Source organism: Haloarcula sp. Atlit-120R (assembly GCF_003665885.1).
Classification (GTDB): Archaea; Halobacteriota; Halobacteria; order Halobacteriales; family Haloarculaceae; genus Haloarcula; species Haloarcula taiwanensis.
The window spans coordinates 201,201-225,839 of sequence record NZ_QPLN01000002.1 but is presented as its reverse complement, the minus strand read 5'-3'; the positions used below and the strand labels follow the sequence as shown (position 1 = coordinate 225,839).

The 24,639-nt window shown below is 62.2% G+C and carries 20 protein-coding genes, 1 tRNA gene and 1 pseudogene; 16 read left to right on the top strand and 6 right to left on the bottom strand.

The window, feature by feature from the left end; genetic code table 11:
• Nucleotides 1–97 precede the first annotated feature (97 nt).
• Nucleotides 98–694 carry a tRNA (pseudouridine(54)-N(1))-methyltransferase TrmY gene (trmY, locus tag DVK01_RS08405; RefSeq protein WP_101349229.1) on the bottom strand — a complete coding sequence of 199 codons (597 nt, stop codon included), beginning with the start codon at nucleotides 692–694 and terminating at the stop codon, nucleotides 98–100.
• Between the two features lie 148 nt (nucleotides 695–842).
• Between trmY and DVK01_RS22930 the strand changes: the two are divergent.
• From DVK01_RS22930 to DVK01_RS08390, 3 genes and pseudogenes are all read left to right on the top strand, one after another.
• Nucleotides 843–1,264 (top strand): annotated as a pseudogene (locus DVK01_RS22930) (nucleoside deaminase).
• Nucleotides 1,265–1,363: 99 nt separating this feature from the next.
• Nucleotides 1,364–1,780, top strand: coding sequence for a cyclic nucleotide-binding/CBS domain-containing protein (locus tag DVK01_RS08395; protein ID WP_121511228.1), 417 nt, complete (start codon nucleotides 1,364–1,366; stop codon nucleotides 1,778–1,780).
• 352 nt (nucleotides 1,781–2,132) lie between these two features.
• The gene (locus tag DVK01_RS08390; protein ID WP_121536330.1) at nucleotides 2,133–3,653 is read left to right on the top strand and encodes a hypothetical protein; all 1,521 of its coding nucleotides are present in this window, start codon (nucleotides 2,133–2,135) and stop codon (nucleotides 3,651–3,653) included.
• Between the two features lie 47 nt (nucleotides 3,654–3,700).
• On the opposite strand, the gene DVK01_RS08385 is transcribed toward DVK01_RS08390, so the two are convergent.
• A tRNA-Pro gene (locus tag DVK01_RS08385) sits at nucleotides 3,701–3,773 on the bottom strand.
• A 96-nt stretch (nucleotides 3,774–3,869) separates the two neighbouring features.
• Between DVK01_RS08385 and DVK01_RS08380 the strand changes: the two genes are divergently transcribed.
• The 7 genes from DVK01_RS08380 (at nucleotide 3,870) to DVK01_RS08350 (ending at nucleotide 10,956) form a co-directional block, all read left to right on the top strand.
• Complete coding sequence (locus DVK01_RS08380; protein ID WP_101349214.1) at nucleotides 3,870–4,331, top strand: GDP-mannose mannosyl hydrolase; 462 nt, start codon at nucleotides 3,870–3,872, stop codon at nucleotides 4,329–4,331.
• A gap of 121 nt (nucleotides 4,332–4,452) precedes the next feature.
• The gene (locus DVK01_RS08375) at nucleotides 4,453–5,625 is read left to right on the top strand and encodes an NAD-dependent epimerase/dehydratase family protein (RefSeq protein WP_101349213.1); all 1,173 of its coding nucleotides are present in this window, start codon (nucleotides 4,453–4,455) and stop codon (nucleotides 5,623–5,625) included.
• A gap of 2 nt (nucleotides 5,626–5,627) precedes the next feature.
• Entirely contained in the window at nucleotides 5,628–6,560 is a 933-nt protein-coding gene (locus tag DVK01_RS08370) for an NAD(P)-dependent oxidoreductase (RefSeq protein ID WP_101349212.1), read from the top strand.
• On the top strand, nucleotides 6,553–7,548 hold the full coding sequence (locus DVK01_RS08365) for an NAD(P)-dependent oxidoreductase (protein ID WP_101349211.1): 996 nt from the start codon (nucleotides 6,553–6,555) through the stop codon (nucleotides 7,546–7,548). The genes DVK01_RS08370 and DVK01_RS08365 overlap by 8 nt, the downstream gene beginning before the upstream one ends.
• A gap of 48 nt (nucleotides 7,549–7,596) precedes the next feature.
• Nucleotides 7,597–9,930: an STT3 domain-containing protein gene (locus tag DVK01_RS08360; RefSeq protein WP_121536328.1), complete on the top strand. Its 2,334-nt coding sequence runs from the start codon at nucleotides 7,597–7,599 to the stop codon at nucleotides 9,928–9,930.
• A gap of 68 nt (nucleotides 9,931–9,998) precedes the next feature.
• Nucleotides 9,999–10,472: a hypothetical protein gene (locus DVK01_RS08355; protein ID WP_121536833.1), complete on the top strand. Its 474-nt coding sequence runs from the start codon at nucleotides 9,999–10,001 to the stop codon at nucleotides 10,470–10,472.
• Nucleotides 10,465–10,956, top strand: a complete 492-nt coding sequence (locus DVK01_RS08350; protein WP_121536327.1) for a hypothetical protein — start codon at nucleotides 10,465–10,467, stop codon at nucleotides 10,954–10,956. The genes DVK01_RS08355 and DVK01_RS08350 overlap by 8 nt, the downstream gene beginning before the upstream one ends.
• A 5-nt stretch (nucleotides 10,957–10,961) precedes the next feature.
• Here the strand turns inward: DVK01_RS08350 and aglM are convergent, their stop codons facing one another.
• A complete protein-coding gene (aglM, locus tag DVK01_RS08345; RefSeq protein ID WP_121536326.1) occupies nucleotides 10,962–12,269 on the bottom strand; it encodes a UDP-glucose 6-dehydrogenase AglM in 1,308 nt (435 codons plus the stop codon).
• A gap of 88 nt (nucleotides 12,270–12,357) precedes the next feature.
• On the opposite strand from aglM, the gene aglF reads away from it, so the two are divergent.
• From aglF to DVK01_RS08325, 4 genes are all read left to right on the top strand, one after another.
• A complete protein-coding gene (aglF, locus tag DVK01_RS08340; protein WP_121536325.1) occupies nucleotides 12,358–13,113 on the top strand; it encodes a UTP--glucose-1-phosphate uridylyltransferase AglF in 756 nt (251 codons plus the stop codon).
• Nucleotides 13,114–13,469: 356 nt separating this feature from the next.
• Nucleotides 13,470–14,885: a sugar transferase gene (locus tag DVK01_RS08335; RefSeq protein ID WP_121536323.1), complete on the top strand. Its 1,416-nt coding sequence runs from the start codon at nucleotides 13,470–13,472 to the stop codon at nucleotides 14,883–14,885.
• A 242-nt stretch (nucleotides 14,886–15,127) separates the two neighbouring features.
• Nucleotides 15,128–16,252 (top strand): DUF4330 family protein, encoded by a 1,125-nt coding sequence (locus tag DVK01_RS08330; protein ID WP_101349204.1) that lies wholly within the window; start codon nucleotides 15,128–15,130, stop codon nucleotides 16,250–16,252.
• Between the two features lie 19 nt (nucleotides 16,253–16,271).
• Nucleotides 16,272–16,664 (top strand): hypothetical protein, encoded by a 393-nt coding sequence (locus DVK01_RS08325; RefSeq protein WP_121536321.1) that lies wholly within the window; start codon nucleotides 16,272–16,274, stop codon nucleotides 16,662–16,664.
• Between the two features lie 14 nt (nucleotides 16,665–16,678).
• Here DVK01_RS08325 and glmS read toward each other — a convergent pair whose 3' ends face one another.
• The 3 genes from glmS to DVK01_RS08310 all read right to left on the bottom strand — a co-directional run bounded on the left by glmS (nucleotide 16,679) and on the right by DVK01_RS08310 (nucleotide 20,678).
• Nucleotides 16,679–18,469, bottom strand: a complete 1,791-nt coding sequence (gene glmS / locus DVK01_RS08320; RefSeq protein ID WP_121536319.1) for a glutamine--fructose-6-phosphate transaminase (isomerizing) — start codon at nucleotides 18,467–18,469, stop codon at nucleotides 16,679–16,681.
• Entirely contained in the window at nucleotides 18,469–19,659 is a 1,191-nt protein-coding gene (gene glmU, locus DVK01_RS08315) for a bifunctional sugar-1-phosphate nucleotidylyltransferase/acetyltransferase (RefSeq protein ID WP_121511253.1), read from the bottom strand. Before glmU ends, glmS begins: the two co-directional genes overlap by 1 nt.
• Nucleotides 19,660–19,817: 158 nt before the next feature.
• Nucleotides 19,818–20,678 (bottom strand): CheF family chemotaxis protein, encoded by an 861-nt coding sequence (locus DVK01_RS08310; protein ID WP_101349200.1) that lies wholly within the window; start codon nucleotides 20,676–20,678, stop codon nucleotides 19,818–19,820.
• Between the two features lie 165 nt (nucleotides 20,679–20,843).
• Between DVK01_RS08310 and acs the strand changes: the two genes are divergently transcribed.
• Both acs and DVK01_RS08300 read left to right on the top strand, forming a co-directional pair.
• Nucleotides 20,844–22,787: an acetate--CoA ligase gene (gene acs / locus DVK01_RS08305; RefSeq protein WP_101349199.1), complete on the top strand. Its 1,944-nt coding sequence runs from the start codon at nucleotides 20,844–20,846 to the stop codon at nucleotides 22,785–22,787.
• A gap of 139 nt (nucleotides 22,788–22,926) precedes the next feature.
• Nucleotides 22,927–24,618, top strand: a complete 1,692-nt coding sequence (locus DVK01_RS08300) for a bacterio-opsin activator domain-containing protein (RefSeq protein ID WP_121536317.1) — start codon at nucleotides 22,927–22,929, stop codon at nucleotides 24,616–24,618.
• Nucleotides 24,619–24,639 lie beyond the last annotated feature (21 nt).

Genomic DNA, 24,639 nt, shown 5'->3' with positions numbered 1-24,639 from the left:
GACAGCGCGACCCGTCGCTGTCTCCGAACCCAAGAATTCCATACGCCATTCAGCGAACCGCGGATAAAAACCCTTCTGGCGGTCTCCCGGTGTCCAGTCAGTACTGCTCAAACCCCGCCGTGTCCAAGTAGTTGTGCGCGACCGTAATCGAGTGGTCGGCATGGAGGGCCTGTGGCCCGAGTGAGACGCGCTCGTCGGCCCGGTCGGCCAACAGCGCCGCTTCCTCATCCCGGAAGTCGTGGTGGTCCGAGAGGACGAACACCGGGTTCGACGGCGGTGCAACGTCGACGACCGGGTCGCCGTCTTCGTGCAGCTGGACGACGGTTCCGCGGCGTGCCACGTCGTCGAGTGTCCCCTCGAACCCCCGGCGTGTGAGCGACACGCCGGGCGAGGTTTCGACCGGGATGTGACCGATTGCTTCCGCGCGCTCTTCGAGGGCCTTGCGCATCAGCGCTGCCGTGGACCGTTCGTCGGGGTTCAGCCGGCGGAGGTCGCTCCCGTCGAACGTGACAGTGTACTCATCCGCCAGGATCAGGTGAACTCGAACGTCTTCGCGGATGGCGTGGCTCAGGAAGAACGCGCTGGTGACACACCGACAGAGCACGTCGAGCCGGCCGGCAGCGCCGGCCAAGTCGTCGAGCGAGAACTCCGGCGTCGTCGGGGCGTCGTGGCCGATGATGACGAACTGGCGCATACGGGTCCGAAGCCGGTCAGAGACTTACGTGCATCGACCGCGAAGCCGGCTGCACCCATTCGTGTCGACGAGGGGTCAGAGACCGCGTGTGTCCACTGTTGAGGTCACCCTGCCGTGCCGATTTTCCACTGCGGGTCGAAACGCCGTTATGCCCGTTTCAGCGTTCGACGAGTTCGACCACGAAGCGCATATGCAACGCGCGTTCGAGCGGGCTCGGGCCGCTGTCGACCGCAGCGACCGGCCGTTCGGGTCTGTGCTCGTTCGTGACGACGAGATCGTCATGGAGGCGTCGAACCGCGTCCGCACTGAATCGGATGTGCGACGCCATCCGGAACTCCAACTGGCGCACCGAGCAATGCGCGAGTGTGACTCAGACGAGCCCGCGAAGAGAGTGCTGTACACGAGCCGTGCCCGATGTGCGCCGGCGGACTCCGGTACGCCGGCCTCGGCAAAGTCGTGTACAGCGTCAGCAGTGAGGAGATGAACCGTTTCAGCGGCCACGAGGTGTCGGTTCGCTCTGGGTAAATTCTTTCCGGCGTCACCGAGGTCGTGGGGCCAATATGTCAATAGGAAGGACTGGCAATTCACGAGGACTTTGACTGGTAAGGCCAGTTCGGCACCGATTGCGGGAGTCAAATGACTTATGATGTGCGTTTGCTAACTAATGGTATGAATTCACTTGACACATCTGTCGAGCAGGTGATGACAAAGCCAGTAAAAACCGTCGACCGCGAGCTTTCCGTCCGAGACGTTTCGAAACTCCTTGCGTCGGAGGCGGTCGGTTCTGTCGTCGTCGAAACCGAATACGGGCAGGGCATACTCACGAAAACGGACATCATTACCGGCCTCCGCGATGGCATCGACCCGGATACGACGCCGGTCGGTGACCTGATGACAACGCCCGTGAAAACCATCGAAGCTGGTGCCCCGCTAGAGGAGGCAATCGATACGATGGTCGAGCATAGCATCAAGCGACTCGTGATCGACGGACAGACCGACGGCGTCGGTATCCTCACGACGACAGACGTGATGCAGGAACTGTCGCCCGACCTGGACCGCGTCGTCGAGATGTTCGCCGAAGGGTGACAGTCACAGGTCGAGAGGTGTGGGAATCGTTTAGCTAGCCAGCGCGTAGCGGTCGCAATGACTGGCACCCATGCTGGACCGGCGACAGGCAGGCGAACGTCTGTGTCCAGTGTTGCCACCCGTACCGCGAGATACAGCGTCTCACGAGCATGGTCAACCGCTGTCCGACGTGTTTCGAAGCCGCACCGTCTGGCGGTCACACAGAGGGCACTGTAGGTAACGTCAGTGAGAAGTGTCACAGTCCTCGCCATCGATGCGGCGGGCGAGTATCGACGGATCCAGATACCGGAAACGCTACAAACGCTGTCTAAGCGTCCAGAAAGGGTTTATCAGGAGCGGCGAATCGCTACCTGTGCGCAGACGTGCCCTCCTCGCGTCGGTCCCGGGAGCGCTGGCCGGACTCACCGGCTGTTCGTTCGGCACTCTTGACTCAGACGAGACTGGTGACGTAACGCCCGCCCCGCGCCCGACGCAGTCAGCGACCGATGCGAACGACAGCGGGACAGCGACGCCGACAGACGCCGGCGACCCGCCGCGACCGGACGACCCGACGACTGTCATCGAACTGGAAACCGGGCCGCGAACCTACGCCCTCAGTTCGCCGGGACTCCACACCGACGACGGGGCGCGAGTCGGACTCTGGTTCGACCAGACGGCGACCGACGACCATCCGGCCACGATTCGCGGCTGGCTCCAGAACGGCAACGAGTTCGAGAACACGTTCAGGATTGAGTGGATCCCGGGCGTCGGACAGACACTCAGCCGCCAGCCCGGCAGCTACAGCCACGAAGCCCGCCTCCATTTCGCGCCCACGGATAACAACGACCTCGCCGACGAAGTGCCCTCACTCGGCCGAACAGACGAGGGATACTGGCGCGTCAACGACGTCGGGCCGTGGATGCCTGACACCCACCGACTGGCCCCTGGAGACTGGGTCCAACTGGAGTACGCCCTTGTCGGCGAGCCGGGTCAGTTCGAGCGGCCGACCGGGACCTACGAGTTCCGCGGCCGGGACGGCCCACTCTCGCTCTCCGTCTGGGATACGCAAAGACCCGGCCCGGAAACAGAGTCCAGGTTCACTGGCCGCTCGCTCCCGTCGTTTCCCGACGACGACGGTATCCAGTGGTTCCACAACGCAGATAAGACGACCCCGGCCTTCGTTCGGCCCAGTACTGAGCGGGCGGAACTTGATGCACAGGTCGGTTTCGAGATGGTCAATAACAGCCACGAACGACTGCAATGTGGCCACTGGAACCTCTACAAACTCGTCGATGCCGAATGGTTCCACATCGCACCAACAGTCCACACCACGGACTGTCGCCTCCTGTCACCGGGCCGCCAAGAACAGTGGGGACTCCGGGCGTTCAACGGCCAGGCAGTCGGATGCAGCACCGGCGACTGCCACTGTGACGGCCTCACGCAGGCTTACCTCGGCGGCGGCGAGTACGCCGTCGTCGCCGGCTACGGCCACGCGACTGCCAACAGCGGTGCGCTGTTCGAATTGGTCGGCGACCGCGCTACCGTGACGCCAACCGACAGCGTGTCGACGGCGCGCGACGGCGACACTGTCACCGTGACGACTGACCATCACGGCGATAGGGCGCGTCCTGCCGACGCGACGTTCTCGCTGACTCGCACCGACAGCGCGGGCGAGCGGGTTCTCGCCGAACAGGTGATGGCGAGCGATCGGTTCGCCACGTCGGACGGCGGGCTTCGCAACGCACTCCCGTTCCTAACAGACGATGTATCCCGGGTCGTTGTCGAGACTGACGAGCGGGCTGTGGACGACGTTCTCGGATACGATTCCAACAGTCGACGGTTCCAGTTCCGCGGACAGGCGTACGAGGCCACGCGGGGCCGGGTCGACAGCTGATACGAGTGTGGTGACCTCTTTGCTTCTCAGTACCGTAGTTGAAAAAGTGGGCCGGCGCGAATTCGAATCGCGGTTACGGCCACCCGAAGGCCGAAGGATACCAGGCTACCCCACCGGCCCGTGCGATAGCAATCGGAAAGAGGACAGGGTCGGTTTTAACGGTTGCGAAACAGCGAGAAGCGGAGCGGTTTCACCGGTAGCCCGCAAGGGCGAAGTATGGACCGGCACGACGAACGCATTCCGACGGAGACGTTCGCCACCTGTCTCGACAACATGCCCCAGCCCTGTGTCGACCTCGTCGTTGAGTACGAGGAGGGTATCTTACTCACACGGCGACAGAACGAACCAGCCAAAGGCGAGTGGTTCTGGCCGGGGAGTCGCCTCTACAAAGGAGAGCGACTGGACGACGCGGCGGTGCGCATCGCCGAAGAGGAACTCGGTCTCACATCGGTTGCGACGGAACGGCTCGGCGTCAGCGAACACTTCTGGGACGCGTCGTCCGTCGATGGCGTCGCCTCCCGGCACACGATACCGGTTGTGTATCGAGTCGTACCCGAGGACGGAGCAGAGATAGCACTTGACGACCAGCATGACGCCTATCGCGTCGTCACGGAACCACCGGCGGACGCGAACCAGTACGTCACAGAGTACTTCGAACGGTTCGACGTCGGCCAGTAGAGGAGGAATTGCTGTTTTGAGGACGAATGCGTGTCTGATGAGCGGGCAGGCTGTACAAGACTAGCAGGCAACCGAACAGAAGATTGATTACGCGCCGCAGTTACTCACTATCTGAGTAACCATGACCATCCTCATCACTGGCGGCGACGGCTACGTCGGGTGGCCGGCCGCGCTGCGAATCGCAGACCGGACGGACGACAGAGTGCTGCTTGTCGACAACTTCGCCCGAAGAGAGTGGGTCGAAGACGTGGGCGCGACGAGCGCGACACCGGTGGCCAGCATCGATGAGCGCCTCGACGCGGCCCGCGAGGTCCACGGCCTGACGAACCTCTCCTTCGTCGAGGGCGACCTCGCCGAGAAGTCCTTTGTCGACGAACTCTTGGCGGTCCACGAACCCGAGGTCGTCGTCCACACCGCCGCCCAGCCCTCCGCGCCGTACTCCCAGATCAACGGCGAACGGGCGAACTACACCCAGCACAACAACCTTCAGGCGACGCGGAACCTCCTGTGGGGCCTCGACGAGCACGACCTCACGGACACCCACTTCGTCGAGACGACGACGACCGGCGTCTACGGCGCGCCGGAGTTCCCCATCCCCGAGGGCGGCGCGACGATGGAGAACCAGGACGAGCGCGACGACGTGCCCTTCCCCAACATGGGCGGGAGCTGGTACCACGCGACGAAGGGCTTCGACGCACAGAACATGCGGCTTGCCCACACGCAGTTCGACATCCCGATCTCGGACGTTCGCACGGCCATCGTCTACGGGACTGAGACCGAGGAGACCCGCGCGGACGACCGGCTCAAGACTCGCTTCGACTTCGATTACTACTTCGGGACCGTCACGCACCGCTTCTGTGCGCAGGCGGTTGCGGGCTACCCGGTCACCGTCTACGGCAAGGGCGAGCAGCGCAAGCCGTTCATCTCGCTGGAGGACGCCGTCGAGGGGCTGGCGGAAGTCGCGCTGGCCGACCCCGACGACCGACCGGACGGGCTGACCGTCTATAATCAGGTCACGCGCGCGATTAGTATCGTCGAAATCGCCGAGACCATCGCGGACGTGGGCAGCGAGTTCGACCTCGACGTCGCCGTCGAGCACTTCGAGAACCCCCGCGACGAGGACGAGACCCACAAGATGGAAATCGAGAACGACCGCTATGCCGACCTCATCGGCGGCCAGTCACAGTCCTTCGAGGACGGCGTCGCCGACATCTTCGAGACGCTGACCCGCTACGCCGACACCATCGAGGCCCACGAGGACCGGTTCCTGCCGGGCGTTCTCAGCGAGGACTGACGATGGACGTGCTGGTCACCGGAGCCTGTGGCTACATCGGTAGCGCGCTGCTCCCGCTGTTGCGCGACGACGACCGTGTCGACAGCGTCGTGGTCTTCGACGACCTTTCCTCAGGGTCGCCGCGCGCGTTGCTGGGGACGCTCGGGGACGGCCTCGAATTTCGGCGGGGCGACGTCCGCGAGTACGGCGACGTGGAGAGCGTCATGCGCGGCGTGGACCGCGTCATCCACCTCGCGGCCATCACCGGCGCGTCGAGCACCCACGAACGCCGTGATGAGACGTTCGCCATCAACTACGACGGCACCGAGAACGTCCTGACCGCGGCGGGCAAGCTCGGCGTTGATCACGTCGTCTTCGCCTCCTCGTGTAACGTCTACGGCCGCGCGACCAGCACCGACATCGACGAGACGGTTGACCCTGACCCCATCAACCCATACGCGGAGACGAAACTGGAGTCCGAGACGCTGCTCCGGGAGTACTGCGAGGAGTTCGACATGACCGGCACCGCCCTGCGGATGGCCACGAACTTCGGCCACTCGCCGGGCATCCGGTTCAACCTCGTCGTGAACTACTTCGTGTTCCGCGCGCTCACCGGTCGCCCGCTCACCGTCTACGGCGACGGCTCGAACTGGCGGCCGTTCATCCACGTCCGGGACGCCGCCCGCGCCTACGCGGCGGCCGCATGCGAGCCCGAGTCCTGGGATAAACCCGTCTACAACGTCGGCTCGGCGGCCGGGAACTACCGGATAGCCGAAATCGCCGATATCGTCGCCGACGAGGTCGCGCCGGTCGACGTCACATATCTCGAAGACGAGCACCCCGGGCCGTCCTATCACGTCAACTTCGACCGACTGGGTCGGACGGGCTTCGAACCATCGTGGACGCTCCGCGAGGGCGTCCGCGACCTCGCGGAGAAATTCACCACCAATGTCTGAAACAGAACCTACCAGCGAGACGCCCAACATCGCCGTCACCGGCGGAGCGGGCTACATCGGCAGCCGCGTCATCCACGAACTACAGCAGGCCCACCCCGACTGGAAAATCACCGCTATCGACAACTTCTATCTCGGGACCGTGCAAACCGTCGGCGGTGTCGATATTGAACACGTCGACATCCGGAACCGGGACCGTCTGGAGGCGGCGCTAGACGGGGCCGACGTCGTGATGCACCTCGCCGCGATTTCCGGCGTCGACGACTGCGAAGCAAAGCAGGATCTGGCCTACGAGGTCAACGTTCAGGGAACCGACAACGTTGCTTGGTTCTGTCGCAAGACAGGCGCAGCGCTAATTTTCCCATTCTCGATGGCGGTCATCGGCGACCCACAGGAGTTCCCTATTACGGTCGATCACCCACGGGACCCGCTGAACTGGTACGGCCAGACGAAACTGCTCAACGAGCGTGCTATCGAGACGTACGCCGCCGGCGCGTTCCCGGCCCACCAGTTCATGATATCGAACCTATACGGGAGCCACGAGATAGACGGCCAGACCGTCTCGAAGGGGACCGTCATCAACTTCTTCGTGAACCGCGCGCTCGCCGGCGAGACGCTGACGGTCTACGAACCGGGCACACAGTCCCGGAACTTCGTCCACGTCAAGGACGTGGCCCGTGCCTACGTCGACAGCTGCGAACGACTGCTAGAGCAACTGGACCGCGATGAGACCGGCGTCGAGAAATATGAGATCGCGAGTGACGAGGACCCGGGCGTCCGTGCCGTCGCCGAACTCGTCAGCGACATCGCCGCCTCAGTCGCTGACATCGATACCGACGTGGAACTGGTCGAGAACCCGCGGGGCGACGACGAGACGCTCGTCGATTCATTCCCGGTCGACACTGACCGTACGGCTGACGTGCTGGGCTGGACCCCGGAACACGACGTAGAGTCAGCGATTCGGGCGGCACTGGAATCGGCGACCACGTAGACATCGAGTCCCGATGGATTTATTCGCCAGACCGGAAAGAGAAGAGACATGAGCGACACGCCCGGGGCGGGAGCGGTACTCGATGACCGGCCCGAGCTACGAGATGCGACAGAAGCGGTTCTGGCCGTCGACGACGAACAGGACGGCTGGACGTTCGATGACATCCCTATCGATTCGGGGCAGTTCGGCGAACTCGTCTCCGCGGGCATCGTCGAGAAAGACGGTGAGCAGTATCGAGTCGCCGATCCAGACGCTGTACGGGCCGCGCTCAACGGCGAGCCTGAGGCCGGTAGCGACAGCGGACACGGGCTGGCGCTCGGTGACGCACTGCGTTTTGATTTCGACGCGCGAGCAACCGGATTGCTCGTCGCCGCCCTATCGGTCGTGCTCGTCGCCCGAACCTACATCATCGGGTCAGTATATCGTGACGGCGATATCGTTCTCTCGAGCAACGACCCCTATTATTACAGATACCACGTCGAACAGGTCGCGGCGAACGCCGGCAGCGCGGCTGATTTCGGGGCGCTCTCCGTGCTTCCGGACGCAGTGACCAAGGGAGAGCCGCTTATGATCGCGACACTCTGGTTGGTTTCCAGCCTCTTTGGCGGGAGCAAGGAAGTTATCGGCCACGTTCTCGCCTGGTATCCAGTCGTGTCGGCACTCGTCACGAGCGTCCTGCTCTATCTGCTCGCAGTTCGGGTGTCCAGCGACCGGCGTGTCGGCCTCGCAGCGGTTCTGTTCCTCGCGTTTATGCCGGGCCACGCCTTCCGGACCAGCCTGGGTTTCGCGGATCACCACGCCTTCGATTATCCTTGGCTGGGACTCTCCGCCCTTGCACTCGTCATCGCGCTAACGACGGCCACGAATCGAACGTCGCTTCGTCGACCACAGCCGTGGATTGCCGCGGTCGGCATCGGTGTCGGGACTGCCGGCCAGGTGCTCGCGTGGGAGGCCGGGCCGTTGCTTGTCCTGCCGGTCAGTCTGGTGGTGCTGGGACAGACACTGCTGGATGTCTCGAACGACCGGTCGGCACTGGTCAGCAACGCGCCGGTCCTTGCAGGCGTTAGCTTCGGTGCGACACTCGCCTGGAGTGTTCATACTGTCACCGGCTGGCAAACTGCGCTCGTCACTAGCGCGCCAGCACTACTGACGCTGGGTACTGTCGTCGTCATTGCGACAGCAGAGGTAGCCCGGCGCTTCGGTGGTACTGTCGGACAACTGGCTGTGGTCGATCTCGGACTTGGCGTCGTTGGCCTCCTCGTCTTCCGCTTTGGCTTCACCGAACAGTGGGACACGTTCAATAGCCGGCTCGACTTGTTGTTTCGATCCGACGCAATCGCCGAGACGTACGGCCTGTTCAGCACGGACGCCTTCGGCTTCCTGTTCCTGCTCGGTCTGACGTTGTTCCTGGCGCTTCCGGCAATGGTGTGGGGACTCGACCTCGCGCGGAGCGACCAGAGCGGCTGGCTCGTCGCCAGTAGCTACGTCTGGGTGCTGTTCGGCCTCGCCATGATTCAGGTCCGTTTCGTCGGCGAACTGGCCACGTTTCTCGCGCTGTTCGCTGGCCTCGCGTTCATCTGGGTCGCCTCGTGGGTTGAGCTCGCCCGACCGGTCCTAGCGACCGGGGATCGGGACCTGCGAGACGTACTTGTTCCGGACACCCGCGCGGTTGCGTCGCTGTTCGTGCTGTTCCTGTTGTTCGGGTCCCTCGGGATAGTGCAGGTCCCCGTGAAGACGAGTCAGGTACTCGTCGAGGACGGGACGTACGACGCGGCGACTGCAATCGAAGCCGACGCCGCCGAGCGGGGACTCGAATACCCCGAAAACTACGTCCTCAGCCGCTGGGGACAGAACCGCGTGTACAACTACTTCGTTAGTGGCGAGTCACGGAGCTTCAGTTACGCCCGCCAAAGGTACGGGCCATTCGTCGCAGCAACGGACCCTGATGCGGCACACAGTCGGATCTCCAACCGAGTCGGGTATATCGTAACGACGGCGACCGACATCGAGGAACCGGCCACGATGTACGCTCGGCTACACCAGCACTTCGGAAGCCGTAACGGAAATGTGGACGGACTGGCCCGTTACCGGCCGCTCTTCGCGAGCGAAGACGGGAGCCACAAGGCGTTCGCGGTTGTTCCGGGTGGAGAGATACGGGGGACTGCGGCCCCGAATTCGACCGTCTCGGTCGTAACGACGATCACTGTTTCGGACAGAGAAGTCGACTACGAGCGCCAGACGACGGCCAACCGGAATGGTGACTTCACTGTTACCGTCGCAAACCCCGGGACGTACGCCGTGACTACCGATAGCGGGAATAAAACGTCCGTCGAAGTCACCGAAGAAATGGTGTACAGCGGCGGCAATGTCACTGTCGAGTGATCTTGGAGACAGGCACGCTGTGGGTCTGGAGCGAAACGACCATTGTCCCCACCGAAAGAACAGATGGTGTGCGCGTCTGGGTTCGTGTCGGGATCGTGCTTGTGCTGTGTGTGACACTCGGAGGACTGTTCGTCCACGCGGAGATAACAGAGGACGAACGGTCACCGTATCCAGATGCTGCGGACCTTTCGACCGGGTACGAGTCGTACGTCGGACAGCAACTCATGGTGTTTGGAACAGTGACAGAGACCGGCGACGGCGAGCTGTATATAAAAGTCGAGGGCGACGGGACGGCAATCACACTCAGAGTCACTGAGACGAACACAGCCGTCGAATCAGGCGGCGTCGTCCAAGTGTACGGGACGCTCGGACCAGAGCAAACGATAGCGGCCGAGCGCGTCGAAGTCGTCAACAGCAGCCGGTGGGCCGAACTCTACAAGTACGGCGCCTCGGCTATCGGCGCGCTCGGATTCCTGCTGCTGTTCTTCCGGTACTGGCGCATCAATCGAGACACGTGGACGCTGGAGGGCCGCAATGGCTGACCTGCTGACACACCTGCTCGCTCCGTACATCCTTCTCACGGTCATGAGTTGGCGCGTTGACTGGCTCGACCGGCGCTGGGTCGTGGTTGGGATGGGTGGTGCGGCGATTCCGGATGTAGTGAAAGTCAGAATCGTGGTGAACGAAGAGACAGTCGGAGCACTTCTCGGCGTGCCGTTCACCTACATGCCCCTCTCGACACTCGGCGGAGTTCTGCTACTGGCCGGTCTTATCACTGTTGCGTTCGAGCGACGGTACTGGGGACGGGTGTTCGGCCTCGTGACGTTCGGCGGTCTCACCTCGCTCCTGCTCGATGGGCTGCGGGTGTACGCCGACGGTCGGGCCAGCGCCTGGCTGTATCCGTTCACGAACTGGCGGCCGCCGACACCGGGCCTGTACGTGTCTTCGGATCCGACCGTACTCGTCATAGCGCTTCTCGCGGCCGGTGCGGTCGCCGTCCTCGACAGGCGAGTACGACGTGACTGAGTTGGCTACCAGGTCAACCCTTCGTAGGTGATGCCGTCCCGGCGCTTGATGGTGCGGCGGCCGTCGACGACGACGGGGTCGGCCATCTCGTCGAACTCGGCGTCGAGCGCCGCGAACTCGTCCCAGTCGGTGACGACGACAGCGCCGGACGCGCCGTCGAGGGCGGCCGCCGGGGAGTCGGCGTACTCGATGTCGGGATAGCGCTCGCGCATGTTCTCGGTCGCCACGGGGTCGTAGGCGACGACATCGGCACCCCGCGTTTTCAGTCCCTCGATGACCGGTGCCGCCCGCGTGTTCCGGATATCGTCCGTCCCGGGCTTGAACGCCAGTCCGAGCACGGCGGCGCGTTTCCCAGACACGTCGACATGGTCATCGAGGAGGGAAAGGAGGCGCTCTGGCTGACCGTCGTTCAGCTCAACGGCCGCAGAGAGGACTGTGGGGTCGTAGCCCCGCTCCCGCGCCGCGGCGATGATGGCGTCGGTGTCTTTCGGGAAGCAACTGCCGCCCCAGCCGACGCCGCTCCGGAGAAATTGCTGGCCGATCCGATCGTCGAGTCCGATAGCGTCGGCTACCTCGTAGGCGTCGACGCCGAACTCCTTGCAGATATTCCCGATATCGTTGATGAGGCTGACTTTCGTCGCCAAAAACGTGTTGTTGGCGTACTTTATCATCTCGGCCTCGGCGATACCGGTTTCGACGACCGGGACGTCGTCGTCAGCGGCCTCACGTAGCGGTGCATAGAGGTCATGGAGGAGGTCGGTCGCGCGGTCGTCGTCCGTCCCAAAGACGAGTTTGTCGGGGTTCAGGAAGTCCGCGACAGCGGTCCCCTCACGCTGGAACTCGGGATTGGAGGCGACGAGGAAGTCCGTGCCGCGTTCGAGACCGGCGTCGGCGATACGGAGAGCGAGGCGGTCTTCGGTCGTGTTCGGAACGACAGTCGACTTCGTGACGACAAGGTGTGGGTCCGCTGCCGCGTTCTCAGCGCCAGCCAGCGCCTCGCCGATGGATGCCGCACCGGCTTCCATGAACTGGAGGTCGATACTCCCGTCGTCGTTCGAGGGCGTCGGGAGCGCTAGCATCGTCAGGTCAGTATCGAGAATCTCGGCGTAGTCGGTACTTGCCCGAAGGCGACCGCCGCCATGTTCAGCGACGAGTTCGTCGAGTCCGGGTTCGTGTATCGGCGACTCGCCGTCGTTTACCGCGTCGACAATATCCTCGTCTATATCTATCGTTACGACTTCGTGTCCAAGGTCCGCAAGACACGCCGCGACCGTCGTCCCAACGTATCCGCTTCCGACAATACTGACGTTCATCAGGAGACGATAGTCGAGAAGCGGATATTATAATTCGGGTCTTATAATTCGACAAGAGTTTTATCGGACGGCCAACGAATTGAGATATATGAAAGCTGTCGTACTCGCCGCTGGCGAGGGGACCCGTCTCCGTCCGCTGACCGAAGACAAGCCAAAGGGAATGGTAGAGGTCGCGGGGAAACCGATCCTGACCCACTGCTTCGAGCAGTTGATCGAACTGGGTGCCGACGAACTTCTGGTAGTTGTCGGCTACAAGAAGCAGGCCATCATTAATCACTACGAAGACGAGTTCGAAGGCGTCCCGATCACCTACACCCACCAGCGCGAGCAGGACGGCCTCGCCCACGCGCTCCTGACCGTTGAAGAGCACGTCGACGACGACTTCATGTTGATGCTCGGCGACAACATCTTCGAGGCGAACCTCCAAGACGTCGTCAACCGACAGGCGGAGGAGCGTGCCGACGCCGCCTTCCTCGTTGAGGAAGTTCCCTGGGAGGAGGCCGGGCGCTACGGCGTCTGTGACACCAACAAGTACGGCGAGATAACCGAAGTCGTCGAGAAACCGGAAGAGCCGCCATCGAATCTGGTGATGACCGGGTTCTACACCTTCACGCCGGCCATCTTCCACGCCTGTCATCTGGTGCAACCGTCTAATCGCGGCGAGTACGAGATCAGTGACGCGATTGACCTCCTGTTGCACTCCGGGCGAACGATCGATGCGATCCGCATGGACGGCTGGCGAAACGATATCGGTTATCCCGAGGACCGCGACGAGGCCGAAAAGCGGCTACAGGGCGAGATTAACCCAGAGATGGCCGCCGAAAACATCGCCGCAAGCGAGTGAGCGACGAAACCGTATCATCCCGCCAGTTACCAGTGTGACAGCACGGGCAGGTATGTTTCACAGTCGGATAGGATTTCAATCGAAAGGCTGGACCACCACCGTGATCCCATCTCCATCGGACACCGTTAAACAGGGCAGGTATGACGAACGCTGGCTCGGCGTTTCGAGAGTCGACACGACTGGGGTGAGACGGTCATTGTGGGTACGTCGCCTCGCGAACGCGGTTCGTGTAGCACTCGCTCTCAGTAACACGACGGCTGTACAGGGTTGTCGGGCTGCGTGTCCACACACGGTCACTTCAGTATTTGAGTCCCGGGACGCAGGACTTATCCCGGAACTCGGCAATCACAGTGATAATGGATAGTGGCTGGCGGTACCGGGTCGCAAGTGTAGCCGGCGTTGTCGTGCTGACAGCGGTCGCCGTCGCACTTGTTAACAACGCTAGCATCCAGTCGATAGCGACAACTCTCCCGATACTCAGTCGGCTGCCGACCGACCCCCCAACGGGGCCAGAGTTCACGATTGAGCTCTTGGTCACAATCGCAGTCGTCGTCAGCGTGTTCCTCCCGCTGTACAAGCCCCGCCCGCGAAGAATTCTCGACGCGATAGCACTGGCCCAGAAGCGGGTGCTCGTGGCGGCTCTCGTTCTGGCGACAATCGGCTACTTCGACTATTCGTACAAGCTGCCGCGTTTGACTGTCGTGTTAGTGACCCCTTTGTTACTGGTCGCACTGCCGGCGTGGTTTGTGTGGATTCGGAAGCGGCCGTCGTCAAACGGCGAGCGGACCATCGTCGTCGGCGATGATCTCCGTGTGATAGAAGAAGTGGCAAGCGAGGTCGACGGCACGCTCCTGGGCTATCTCTGTCCGACGAGTGTAATGACGACAATCGAACGGACCGAAGCCATCGCTGACGGCGGCACTAACCCGAGTGGGTTGGAACGGTTAGGTGGCCTCTCGCGAATCGAGGACGTGCTCGTCGAGTATGATATCGATACGGTCGTGCTGGCGTTTGAACACGCCGACCGGGCGGAGTTCTTCGGTGCCCTCGACGCCTGTTACGAGTACGGTCTCGACGCGAAAGTCCACCGCGACCATGCAGACTCTGTGTTGACCGCCAGCGGTGGAGTCGGAACCCTAGTCGACGTAGAGATCGAACCCTGGGACATACAGGACTACATTCTCAAGCGCGCATTCGATGTCACGTTTGCATCGGCCGGGCTGATCGCGCTATCGCCGGTGATTCTCGGGATCGTAGTCGGGATAAAGCTAGAAGACGGCGGCTCGATACTGTACCGGCAGGACCGGACAGCGGTGTTCGGCGAAACCTTCTCCATCTACAAGTTCCGATCGATGATCGAGAACGCGGAGGACGAGACCGGTGCGAAGATCAGTGACGAGGATGCGGGTGGAGTCGACCCACGCGTAACATCAGTCGGGCGAGTCCTTCGGCAGACGCACCTCGATGAGATTCCACAGCTCTGGTCGATACTGCGGGGTGATATGAGCGTTGTCGGGCCACGGCCAGAACGACCGGAGCTTGACTCGGATATCCAGACCGGTGTCGTTGACTGGCAGAAGCGATGGTTCGTCAAGCCGGGACTGACCGGACCCGCCCAGGTCAATCACGTAACTGGGAAAGAGCCGGGCGAAAAGCTGCGGTACGACCTAGAGTACGTGCGCGACCAGTCGTTTAGCTACGATATGAAACTCGTTTCCAGGCAGATTTGGAGTGTTATTATCGATATACTGATCGCGTACAGAGATCCGTAGAACCGATTGTACGTCGTATACTCCTTCGGCGGGCAATGGACGCAATAACAGGAGGGATTGGTACCAGGTCTCAGAACTCACTCAGTCCAGTCATGAGTGAGACCAGTTACGAGGAGCACAGACAGTTCGTGAAAATGCCCTGGGGTCAATGACAGGCTGCGTGCGAACTGATGAACAGAGATCTGTCGTAAGGTCTAGGGACCAAGCGAAAAGGCCATACACTGGCCGGGAAATGCCCCTGTATGAAGTCGATGAAAGAGCCATACGGTATCATCGACGACGAGGGAAATCTGTTTGGCGTTGTCAATATTATTGATGCCCTCGTCGTCGTGTTTGTTCTCGCTGCACTTGTCGCTGGAACCAGCCTGGTACTGGCAGACGATAGCGATTCGAGTTCAGCCCCGACGACCGAGACAACCAATGTGACACTGGATCTCGGTACCCAACCTGAATATATTACTTCTCAAATATCGACCGGTGACAGCTACAGCCCGTCGAAGAATTCGGACGTGACGATCACGGATGTGTATTTCACTCCACAAGATGGATCGACACGGGCGGTAGTTCGAGCCGAATTGTCGGCACCGGCTTCGGGAGAGACAATCCAGTACAGCGGCGCACCGCCACGACACGGCCGACAGCTCAAGATCCTGACTGAGACGTACTCCACAACAGGGACGATTCGTGACGTTGGTGGTGGCTCCGAACTGACCACGACTGAGACAGAGGTAGTAGTCAGAGCGGATCTGTCAGAAACCGACGCCAGTCGTCTCAGCGCCGGGCAACCGATCCGTGTGCAAGGACGAGAAGTAGCTACCATCGACTCGGTAACGGCATACGGGACCGACAATCCTGATACAAAGACCGTCTTCCTCGGATTAACACTCCAGAGCGTGACCTACAGCGAACAGCAGGTGTTCGGCGAGACGACAATCCGGCCGGGAGTAAGCCTCTCACTCCCGACAGAAGCGGGCCTTGTTAAGGGGAAAATCACGCGAGTCGGTGCGACAACGCAACGCGGCCAGCCCGCCACGCGCGAGGTCAAGTTACAGCTTTCTAACGTGTCACCGTTACTCGCTAACAGCATCTCTCCAGGGATGACAGAGTCATTCGGTGGTGAAACAATCGCGCAGATTTCGGCTGTCCAGCGCCAGAATGCGACAATTATTACTAGGGGACAGAACGGAGAAATATACGAGCGGACACATCCGATAAATCAAGACGTCACCGTCACCGCAAACCTCTCTGTTCGAGAGACGGATACCGGCGTCACATTCAAAGGCCAAACACTCCAGCAGGGGCGCGTCGTGACACTGGATCTAGACACCATGACAGTCAAAGCGACCGTGGTCTCAGGCCATCAATGAGAAGCACAGCGACGTCACAATGGTGAAACAGCGGCTCCAGTCGGCTGTCGAGAACTCAACGCTCAAGTCGGTTTCCGATGATTTTATACGAAGTTTCGAGCACTCGACGCTCGGCAGAGCCTGGACTCTGCTCCTCGAGAGAACGAGAGCATCCAGACTCTATCGCTGGCTCACGACAGAACCGGAGTCGATGAGTATCGTCATTGATCTACGTAAAACGCACAGCGTCGGTCCAGTACTCGCTGTTCTCGATGCTGCCACACCTCAAGTCACACGCTTCTGGGAAATGTCTCGTCTCGCCGCAGTAGCACGGGCTATCGAAAACGTCCTTTCTGGTTCAAAAACAGCCAAGCTGGCGGCAAAGTTCCTGGAACCGCCGGAACCACCAGCAAACAGCGACCAGCGCGAGTAGCCAGCTACGCCCTCTCACTCGACCGTCACGCTTTTTGCCAGGTTGCGCGGCTTGTCGATATTCCGCCCCAGCAGCGCGGCTGTGTGATACGACACTAGCTGCAAGTGCGTGTTCGCCAGCACGGCAGCGGCCCGCGGGTGGGTCTCCGGAATGTGGAGCACGTGGTCGGCGTATCGTTCAACGTCGCTCTGTCCATCGGTGATCGCGACGACCGGTGCGTCGCGGGCCTCGACCTCTTTGACATTTCCGATGGTCTTGCGGGCGCGCTCGTCGTCGCCGGTCACGATAGCGAACACTGGCGTGTTCTCGGTCACCAGCGCCAGCGGGCCGTGTTTTAGCTCACCCGCAGCGAAGCCCTCAGCGTGCTTGTAGGTGATCTCTTTCATTTTCAGTGCGCCTTCAAGCGCGACGGGATTCTGGTACCCGCGGCCGATGAAGAAGTACGCGCTGGCGTCCTGATACAACTCAGCGACCTCCTGGGCGGCAGATTCGTCGAGGACCTCCTGAACGTGACCGGGGAGGTCGCGGAGCGCGCTGATGACCTGCCGGGCGTCGCCGGTCGTCGACGTGCCGAGGGCAAGCAGGTTCAGCGCGGCTAGCTGGGAGGCGAAGGTCTTGGTGGCGGCGACGCCGATTTCCGGGCCGGCTCGGATGTACAGCGCATGATCGCACTCGCGGGCCGCAGTAGATCCGACGACGTTGGTCACGGCCAGCGTGCGCGCGCCGCGACGGCGGGCCGCCCGAAGCGCTGAAAGGGTATCGGCGGTTTCCCCGCTCTGGGTGACGCCGACGACGAGCGCGTCGCCGATAGGTGGGGTCGCAGTCGCGTATTCGCTAGCGAGGAATGCCTGGGCAGGAATGCCCGCTTCGCGGAACAACTGTGCGCCGTGCAGAGCGGCGTGATAAGAGGTGCCACAAGCGACGAACTGGACGCCGGTCGGAGAGAGGTCGCCGAGATCGCCGATGTCGACCGTGCCGGCAAGTTCGTCGACCCGACCCCGCAGACACTGCCGAAGCGCGCGCGGTTGCTCGTGGATCTCTTTGAGCATGAAGTGGTCGTAGCCGCTCTTGCCGGTCTCCTCGGGGTCCCACTGGACGGTATCGATGTCTTTCTCGATGATATTGCCGTCGGTGTCGGTGACGGTCCAGCCGGCACCGTTGAGTCGGGCGAACTCCCCGTCGGCGAGGTAGACGACCTTGTCGGTGAAGTCCCGGAAGGCGGGCACGTCACTGGCCAGGTAGGTCGCGTCGTCGTCGATGCCTAACACGAGCGGCGAGTCGTTCCGTGCGGCGAACACCGAGTCACAGCCGGCGATGACGACGGCGACGGCATAACTGCCTTCGAGTCGGTCGACTGTCTCTCTGACGGCGTCTTCGGGGTTGGCTCCCGTTTCCAGCGCGTCCTCGATCAGATGTGGGACGACCTCGGTATCGGTGTCGGATGTGAAGGTGTGGCCGGCGCTGACGAGTTCGTCCCGCAGCGACTGGTAGTTCTCGATGATCCCGTTGTGGACGACTGCGACATCGCCGGTGCAGTCCTGGTGTGGGTGGGCGTTTTCGTCGGTCGGCGGCCCGTGCGTACTCCAGCGGGTGTGGCCGATGCCGACCGACCCCGAGAGCGTCCGATCGGACAACGCTTCGCGGAGGTCGGCGATTTTACCGGAGTGTTTGCAGAGGTCGATGTGATCGTTCGCCAGCGCGACGCCAGCAGAGTCATACCCACGATACTCCAGTTTCGAGAGACCGTGAACGAGCGTGTCGAGCGTCTCGTCGCCGCGGCCGACACAGCCGATGATCCCGCACATCAGCGGACCACCTCCGCGTCTTCGCGGACAGTTCCGTCGACTGTGACGCCGGTGGCGAGCCGAGCGTTGGGGCCCACAAGCGACCCGGGGACGAAACTCACGTCACCGAGTGCGACGGCACGGTCGGCGATAACAGCGCCCAGTCGCTGGTCCTCGAACACCGCTGTACCGACCTGAACGTCAGCCGGGCCGCCGGGGACAACTGTGTTGACGCCGAGATTCACGTCCTGACCGGTGACAGTATCGACGAGAGTCGAGCTCGGGTCGACACGCGTGTCTGCGTCGAGGACAGTGTGCTGGATGACGCTGTTGGCCCCGATAGTGACGTTGCGTCCGAGTGCGACATTCGGACCGATGACAGCGTCCGGACCGATCTCACAGTCCGGGCCGATGACGGCCGGCGACTGGAGAGTCGCCTCGTCGTGGACACGTGCGGAGTTGTCGACCCAGACCTGCTCGTCGCGAGCCGATTCGACGACCCGCCCCCGCGCCAGCACCTCGCGGGCAACGGTCAACAGGTCCCATGGGTATGTCGCGTCGACCCACATCCCGTCGACCTCGACCGCGCGGACACGGTCAGATTCCAGCAGGAGTTCGATTGTGTCGGTCAGTGCCAGTTCGCCGGCGTGGCGCGTCGTTTCGTCGATCGCTTCGAAAATATCACCGTCGAAGGCGTACACGCCGCCGTTGATGAGCCTGAACTCGTCGTGCTGTGGCTTTTCGACGATGTCGACGATGTCACCGTCCTGTACCTCGACAGCACCGTACCGACTGGTGTCCTGCCGTTCAACCACAGCGATGCTCGTGTGCGCAGTCTCTGCATAGGAGGAGTCTACCGCCTCGATAGTGGCCGCGTCGACGAGACGGTCACCGTTCATCACCAGAACCGGGCCGTCGACAACGCTTCGTGCCTGGAGGAGTGCGTGCCCGCTACCCAACTGTTTTGTCTGGCTCACGTAGGAAATCGGAACGCCACGGTACGTCGGACCGAAGTGGTCCTGAACGCGGTCGCGCTTGTAGCCGACGACGACAACCAGTTTCTCGATGCCCGCCTCGACCAGCGCGTCGAAGACGTGTTCGAGAATCGGCCGGTTTGCGGCCGGCAGCATTGGTTTTGGCCGGTTTCGCGTCAACGGCCGGAGGCGAGTTCCCTCACCCGCAGCGAGGACCACAGCCGTATCGATGTGCATACCTGTTGCAGACGGAGGAGGGGCTTCAATATGGCGGCCTTACCGAGATTCGTCGGAGTCTACTTGCCACGCATGTCCAGATTGCGGTGGGAAAATCAAACGTATCAGGCGGCTGTGACATCCAGCCGTCTCAACGCTTCGCAGTCCAGAGCTACGGACTACTGCTCGCCCATCCGCTCGCCGGCGACGCGACGCCCCTTCGTCGTCAGATTCACTTCGGTCCGTTCCCGGAGCACGCTTATTACGTCGAGTTCAATCAGCCGGTCGAAAATCTCCTCGGTCTTGTCGACATCGATACCGACGAAGTTGGGGATGTCAAACGGCGATACGCCGGAGTGAAGTGCCATGATTACCCGTTTCTCCGTCGAGCTCAGGTCCAGATCAGCCTGGTTCTGTTCGGCGCTCTCTTCGAGCATCGTCCGGAGGACAGTGGCGTGGAACTCCTCACCCGCGAGGTGTGTTTCGACGCTGATGTCGTCCTCGCTGTGCTCGACCTGAATGACTGTCCGCTCCTCGCCGCTGACCTGCTTCTCTTCGACAGCGAGATCACCGATATCGGCGCGGTCGACGACGACGGCCTGCCCATCGGCCATCGCGAGCTTTAGCGCCTCGTCGCCGACTTTCAGCCGGCCTTTCGTCCACTCGGCGGACTGGACGACGCCGCCTTTGAGCGCGGGGTGCTGGACCAGCACGATTGCGCCGTCGAGACTCGCCCGGTAGAAGTCAGTTTCGAACGCCTCGTGGTCCGATGCCGACACGAGGATGACATCCTCGCCGACGTAGAGCGCGACGTAATCGGAGACGCCGGCGCTCTGCTGGTTCACGTCGAACCGGTCGGCGATACGGTCGATATCGGTCAGTGAAATCTGTCGCTTGTCGTCGCCCAGCAGGGCGACTCGCTCGGTGGTGAGGACGATGCGACAGTTTCGCCACTCGGCGTCGGTGAGGCGCTGGCCCTGTGAGACCGCCTGAAGGAACTGTCCTTTTGTATCGGCGATCTTCTTTTCGGTGTCGCTCATGCCCCGTACCGGCCTCTCGTACCTCCGTTGTCCGCAGGACTCAATATAACTTCCGTCGCCAGTGTCGAAACTGAGAACGGCCAACTGCACTGGCGAGTCGCTCATAGCGGAATTGTGCACAATTAGATAGGATATTTTTTGCGTGCGGCGGTATACTGTCAACTGATGACACGGGGTGACGAACCGGATCGGGGTCAGTCCCAGCCGGGGCGAGAGACAGTCGAACCACCGGACTGGTTCGTCGAACAGGCGAACGTGACAGACTCAGTTGTCTACGACCGCTTCGAGCGGGAGTGGCCCGATTGCTGGCGCGAGGCCGCTGAGTTGCTCGACTGGGAGGAGCCGTTCGAGACAGTACTCCATGGAACGGACGGCCCACCGTTCGAATGGTTCCCCGGTGGCCGATTAAACGCCGCCTACAATTGCCTCGACCGGCATCTACCCGAGCGGAAGAACCAGCTCGCGCTGGTCTGGGAGGGCCACCTTGGCGAGTCCCGCACCTACACATACCTCGAACTGTACCGAGAAGTCAACGCCTTCGCCGCAGCGCTACGCGAACACGGTGTCAGCCCGGACGACGTGGTGACGCTGTACCTGCCGATGGTGCCCGAACTCCCGGTCGCGATGCTGGCCTGTGCACGCCTTGGTGTGCCACACAACGTCGTCTTCGCCGGTTTCTCTGCGGACGCGCTTGCGACGCGGATGGAGCGGGCCGAGTCGGAGTACCTCATCACCTGCGACGGCTACTACCGCCGCGGTAGCGCCGTCGCACAAAAGAACAAGGCCGATAACGCGCGCATCGCCGTCGACCACGACGTGTCGGTCGTGGTGCTTGACCGACTGGGCCGTGACGTGCACCTGGGCGCGGACTACGACGACTATCACGACCTGCTGGCAGCACACGAGGGGGCCGAAATCGAACCCGTCTCGCGGGCGGCGGACGATCCGCTCTTTCGTATCTACACGTCGGGGACGACCGGCCAGCCGAAAGCCGTCACGCACACGACCGGCGGATATCTCGCACACGTCGCCTGGACCGCCCAGTCAGTGCTTGATATAAAGCCAGAGGACACCTACTGGTGTTCGGCCGACATCGGCTGGATCACCGGTCACTCCTACATCGTTTACGGGCCGCTCGCACTCGGGACGACGACGGTACTGTACAACGGCACAGCGGACCACCCGAAAAAAGATCAGCTGTGGGAACTTATCGAAAAGTACGCCGTCGACGTGTTCTACACCGCACCGACGGCTGTTCGAGCGTTCATGAAGTGGGGCGAAGAGTACCCCGCCAAGCACGACCTCTCCAGCCTGCGGCTGCTGGGTACCGTCGGTGAACCGATGGACGCGAGCGCCTGGGAGTGGTACCGCGAACACATCGGCGGCGGCGAGTGCCCCATCGTCGACACCTGGTGGCAGACCGAGACTGGCGCGATACTCGTATCGACGCTGCCCGGCGTCGACGAGATGAAACCCGGAGCCGCGGGACGGCCGCTGCCGGGAATCGAAGCATCCGTCGTCGACCGTTCAGGTGCGGCGGCCGAGCCTCATTCGGCCGGCGAGCTCGTCGTGACGCGCCCCTGGCCCGGAATGCCGCGCGCGCTGCTCGATGGGACGGGCTGGGGCAGTGTCCCAGACAGCGTCGAGGAGTGGCGGTACTACCCCGAAGACAGCGTCTCGGTCGACGATGACGGCTACATCACGTTCCTCGGCCGGATTGACGACGCGATTAACGTCGCTGGCCGGCGGTTCAGCACCAAGGAACTTGAGTCGACGGTCGCCGGCGTCACGGGCGTCGCAGAAGCCGCCGTCGTTGGTGCCGACGACGAGACGACCGGAACGGCAGTGTACGCGTTCGCTTCCCCGGAGAACGGTTACGCCGAGAGTGAACTCCGGGCAGCCATCGAAGACGCTATCGTCAATGCTATCGGCGGTATCGCCCGCCCCAAAGAAATCGTGTTCACGCCCGACCTGCCGAAGACGCGCTCGGGTAAGGTTATGCGCCGCCTGCTGACCGCAGTGGCGAACGATGAGGAACTGGGCGATACCAGCGCGCTGCGTAACCCCGAAATCCTCGGTGAAATCCAGTCGACGACGAGACAGAAATAAGCTGTTTCGTCTTCTTCGATATTTGCGAAAATTCTCGTACCAGCGTCGTCGTTCACAGCCCCTTCGCTTCGCTCTTCTCGCAGACAGCCGCGCCTTGGTCGTAATGCTTATTTCGATATTCTTCGACTTTCCGAAATAGATGGACGGCGCAACTGATCCCATCGGCGAGCGGGGGTACGAACAGCTTCGACGCGCGGCCGAGACACACCGGTCCGACCTCGTGCTCCGACTCGGCGCAGAGATCGGGCTCCGCCCGGCAGAGATGACCGCTGTACGGCTAGCCGACATCACCGAATTCGATGGGCATCGCCTGCTTGCTGTTCGGGAAAGCGGTGAGGTGGTCCGCGAGACCTATCTTCCAGACTCAGTCGAACACGATATGCGAAAATACGCAAACGCGGCTGGAGCGGCCGACGACGAGCCACTGTTTTCCGTCTCCGCACGTCGGCTCCAGATGCTCGTCAGCGAAGTAGCCGACCGAGCCGCCGAGACGACACCGCACCTGAAAGACGTTTCCTCGCGTGACCTCCGGTGGCGGTTCGCGGCGAGCTTGCTGGACGACGGCGTCGCGCCGGACGTCGTCTGTGCGCTCGGCGGCTGGGACCGACTCGACCGACTGGACCCCTTGCTTGACGAACCGGACCGCGAAACCATCGTCGCAGCCGTGGGTGAGTCCGGCGAGCGGGCGGCTCCGAGCGGGCCACAGCGACCGGTCGACTGGGTTACGGCGGTCAGCGAGGCGCTTGCGGTCGCCGCGACCGGTGAGGGAATTGCGACAACAGTCTGTGACCACCTGACAGAAGGAGCGGGCTTCGAGTTCGCCTGGCTCGCCGAACGGACCGGTGACGGACTGACACCGCACACGACGGCAGAAATCTCGGAAACGGCTGTCGAGCAGCAGATCGACACCCACATCGAGTCAGTCACTGGTCTGCTCGACGTGGGTGAGGTTCGTCTCGTCGACGACGACAGTGGATCGGTCGCGCTGGTGCCACTCGTCAGGGAAGACACCATCTCCGGTGTCGTCGGAGTCGCAGCGGATGGGGGTCTAACTGATACCGAACGTGCCGTACTGTCCGCGCTCGGTGTGCAGGTCGGGCACGCACAGATCGCCGCCGAGCGCAAACGCCTCCTGCTTGCTGACACGGTGACCGAGTTAGAGTTCCACTGTGCGGACGAGCGGACCTTTACCGCCGGGGTATCCGGGGCATTACAGTGTACGGTCGAACTGTCCGGGGTCGTTCCCGTTGCGGGCCAGTCGCTGCTGTACTACCTGATGGTCGAAGGCGCCTCGGCCGACGCGATCCTCTCATATGCGGACGAGGACGACGGCGTGGCCGACGCCAGACTCCTCGAAGAGCACAGCGACGGCGTACTACTGGAAGTCGTGGTCACCGACACGCCAGCACTCCAGCTCGTCGAAAGCGGTGGCCGGGTTCGCTCTGTGACAGCCACCGACGGGGTCGCGACCATCGCAGTCGAGCTTCCCAGCGAGGCCGATATCAGACCAACAGTCAACGCTGTCACCGACGCCTATCCAGAGACATCGTTGGCAGCGAAGCGAGAGACGGAACGGCCGGCGGAGACGGACACCGGATTCCGCGACCGGCTGACCGACACTCTGTCAGACCGGCAAGAGACCGTCCTGCAGGCGGCCTACCACAGCGGCTATTTCGAGTGGCCCCGCGGCTCAACTGCCGAGGAGCTAGCGGACTCGCTGGATATCTCGTCGCCGACGCTGCACAATCACCTCAGAAAGGCCCAGCAGAAGGTTCTGACCGCGTTTTTCGACGAGCGGCCGACCGAGCCGCGACAGCCGGCCGACAACTGAAACCCTGTTTCATGTTATCGT

Excerpts from the sequence above, each read along its gene's own strand:
- trmY (WP_101349229.1), bottom strand. The coding sequence starts at position 694 with ATGCGCCAGTTCGTCATCATCGGCCACGACGCCCCGACGACGCCGGAG.
- DVK01_RS08395 (WP_121511228.1), top strand. The coding sequence starts at position 1,364 with ATGAATTCACTTGACACATCTGTCGAGCAGGTGATGACAAAGCCAGTA.
- DVK01_RS08380 (WP_101349214.1), top strand. The coding sequence starts at position 3,870 with ATGGACCGGCACGACGAACGCATTCCGACGGAGACGTTCGCCACCTGT.
- DVK01_RS08375 (WP_101349213.1), top strand. The coding sequence starts at position 4,453 with ATGACCATCCTCATCACTGGCGGCGACGGCTACGTCGGGTGGCCGGCC.
- DVK01_RS08370 (WP_101349212.1), top strand. The coding sequence starts at position 5,628 with ATGGACGTGCTGGTCACCGGAGCCTGTGGCTACATCGGTAGCGCGCTG.
- DVK01_RS08365 (WP_101349211.1), top strand. The coding sequence starts at position 6,553 with ATGTCTGAAACAGAACCTACCAGCGAGACGCCCAACATCGCCGTCACC.
- DVK01_RS08360 (WP_121536328.1), top strand. The coding sequence starts at position 7,597 with ATGAGCGACACGCCCGGGGCGGGAGCGGTACTCGATGACCGGCCCGAG.
- DVK01_RS08350 (WP_121536327.1), top strand. The coding sequence starts at position 10,465 with ATGGCTGACCTGCTGACACACCTGCTCGCTCCGTACATCCTTCTCACG.
- aglM (WP_121536326.1), bottom strand. The coding sequence starts at position 12,269 with ATGAACGTCAGTATTGTCGGAAGCGGATACGTTGGGACGACGGTCGCG.
- aglF (WP_121536325.1), top strand. The coding sequence starts at position 12,358 with ATGAAAGCTGTCGTACTCGCCGCTGGCGAGGGGACCCGTCTCCGTCCG.
- DVK01_RS08335 (WP_121536323.1), top strand. The coding sequence starts at position 13,470 with ATGGATAGTGGCTGGCGGTACCGGGTCGCAAGTGTAGCCGGCGTTGTC.
- DVK01_RS08330 (WP_101349204.1), top strand. The coding sequence starts at position 15,128 with ATGAAGTCGATGAAAGAGCCATACGGTATCATCGACGACGAGGGAAAT.
- DVK01_RS08325 (WP_121536321.1), top strand. The coding sequence starts at position 16,272 with ATGGTGAAACAGCGGCTCCAGTCGGCTGTCGAGAACTCAACGCTCAAG.
- glmS (WP_121536319.1), bottom strand. The coding sequence starts at position 18,469 with ATGTGCGGGATCATCGGCTGTGTCGGCCGCGGCGACGAGACGCTCGAC.
- glmU (WP_121511253.1), bottom strand. The coding sequence starts at position 19,659 with ATGCACATCGATACGGCTGTGGTCCTCGCTGCGGGTGAGGGAACTCGC.
- DVK01_RS08310 (WP_101349200.1), bottom strand. The coding sequence starts at position 20,678 with ATGAGCGACACCGAAAAGAAGATCGCCGATACAAAAGGACAGTTCCTT.
- acs (WP_101349199.1), top strand. The coding sequence starts at position 20,844 with ATGACACGGGGTGACGAACCGGATCGGGGTCAGTCCCAGCCGGGGCGA.
- DVK01_RS08300 (WP_121536317.1), top strand. The coding sequence starts at position 22,927 with ATGGACGGCGCAACTGATCCCATCGGCGAGCGGGGGTACGAACAGCTT.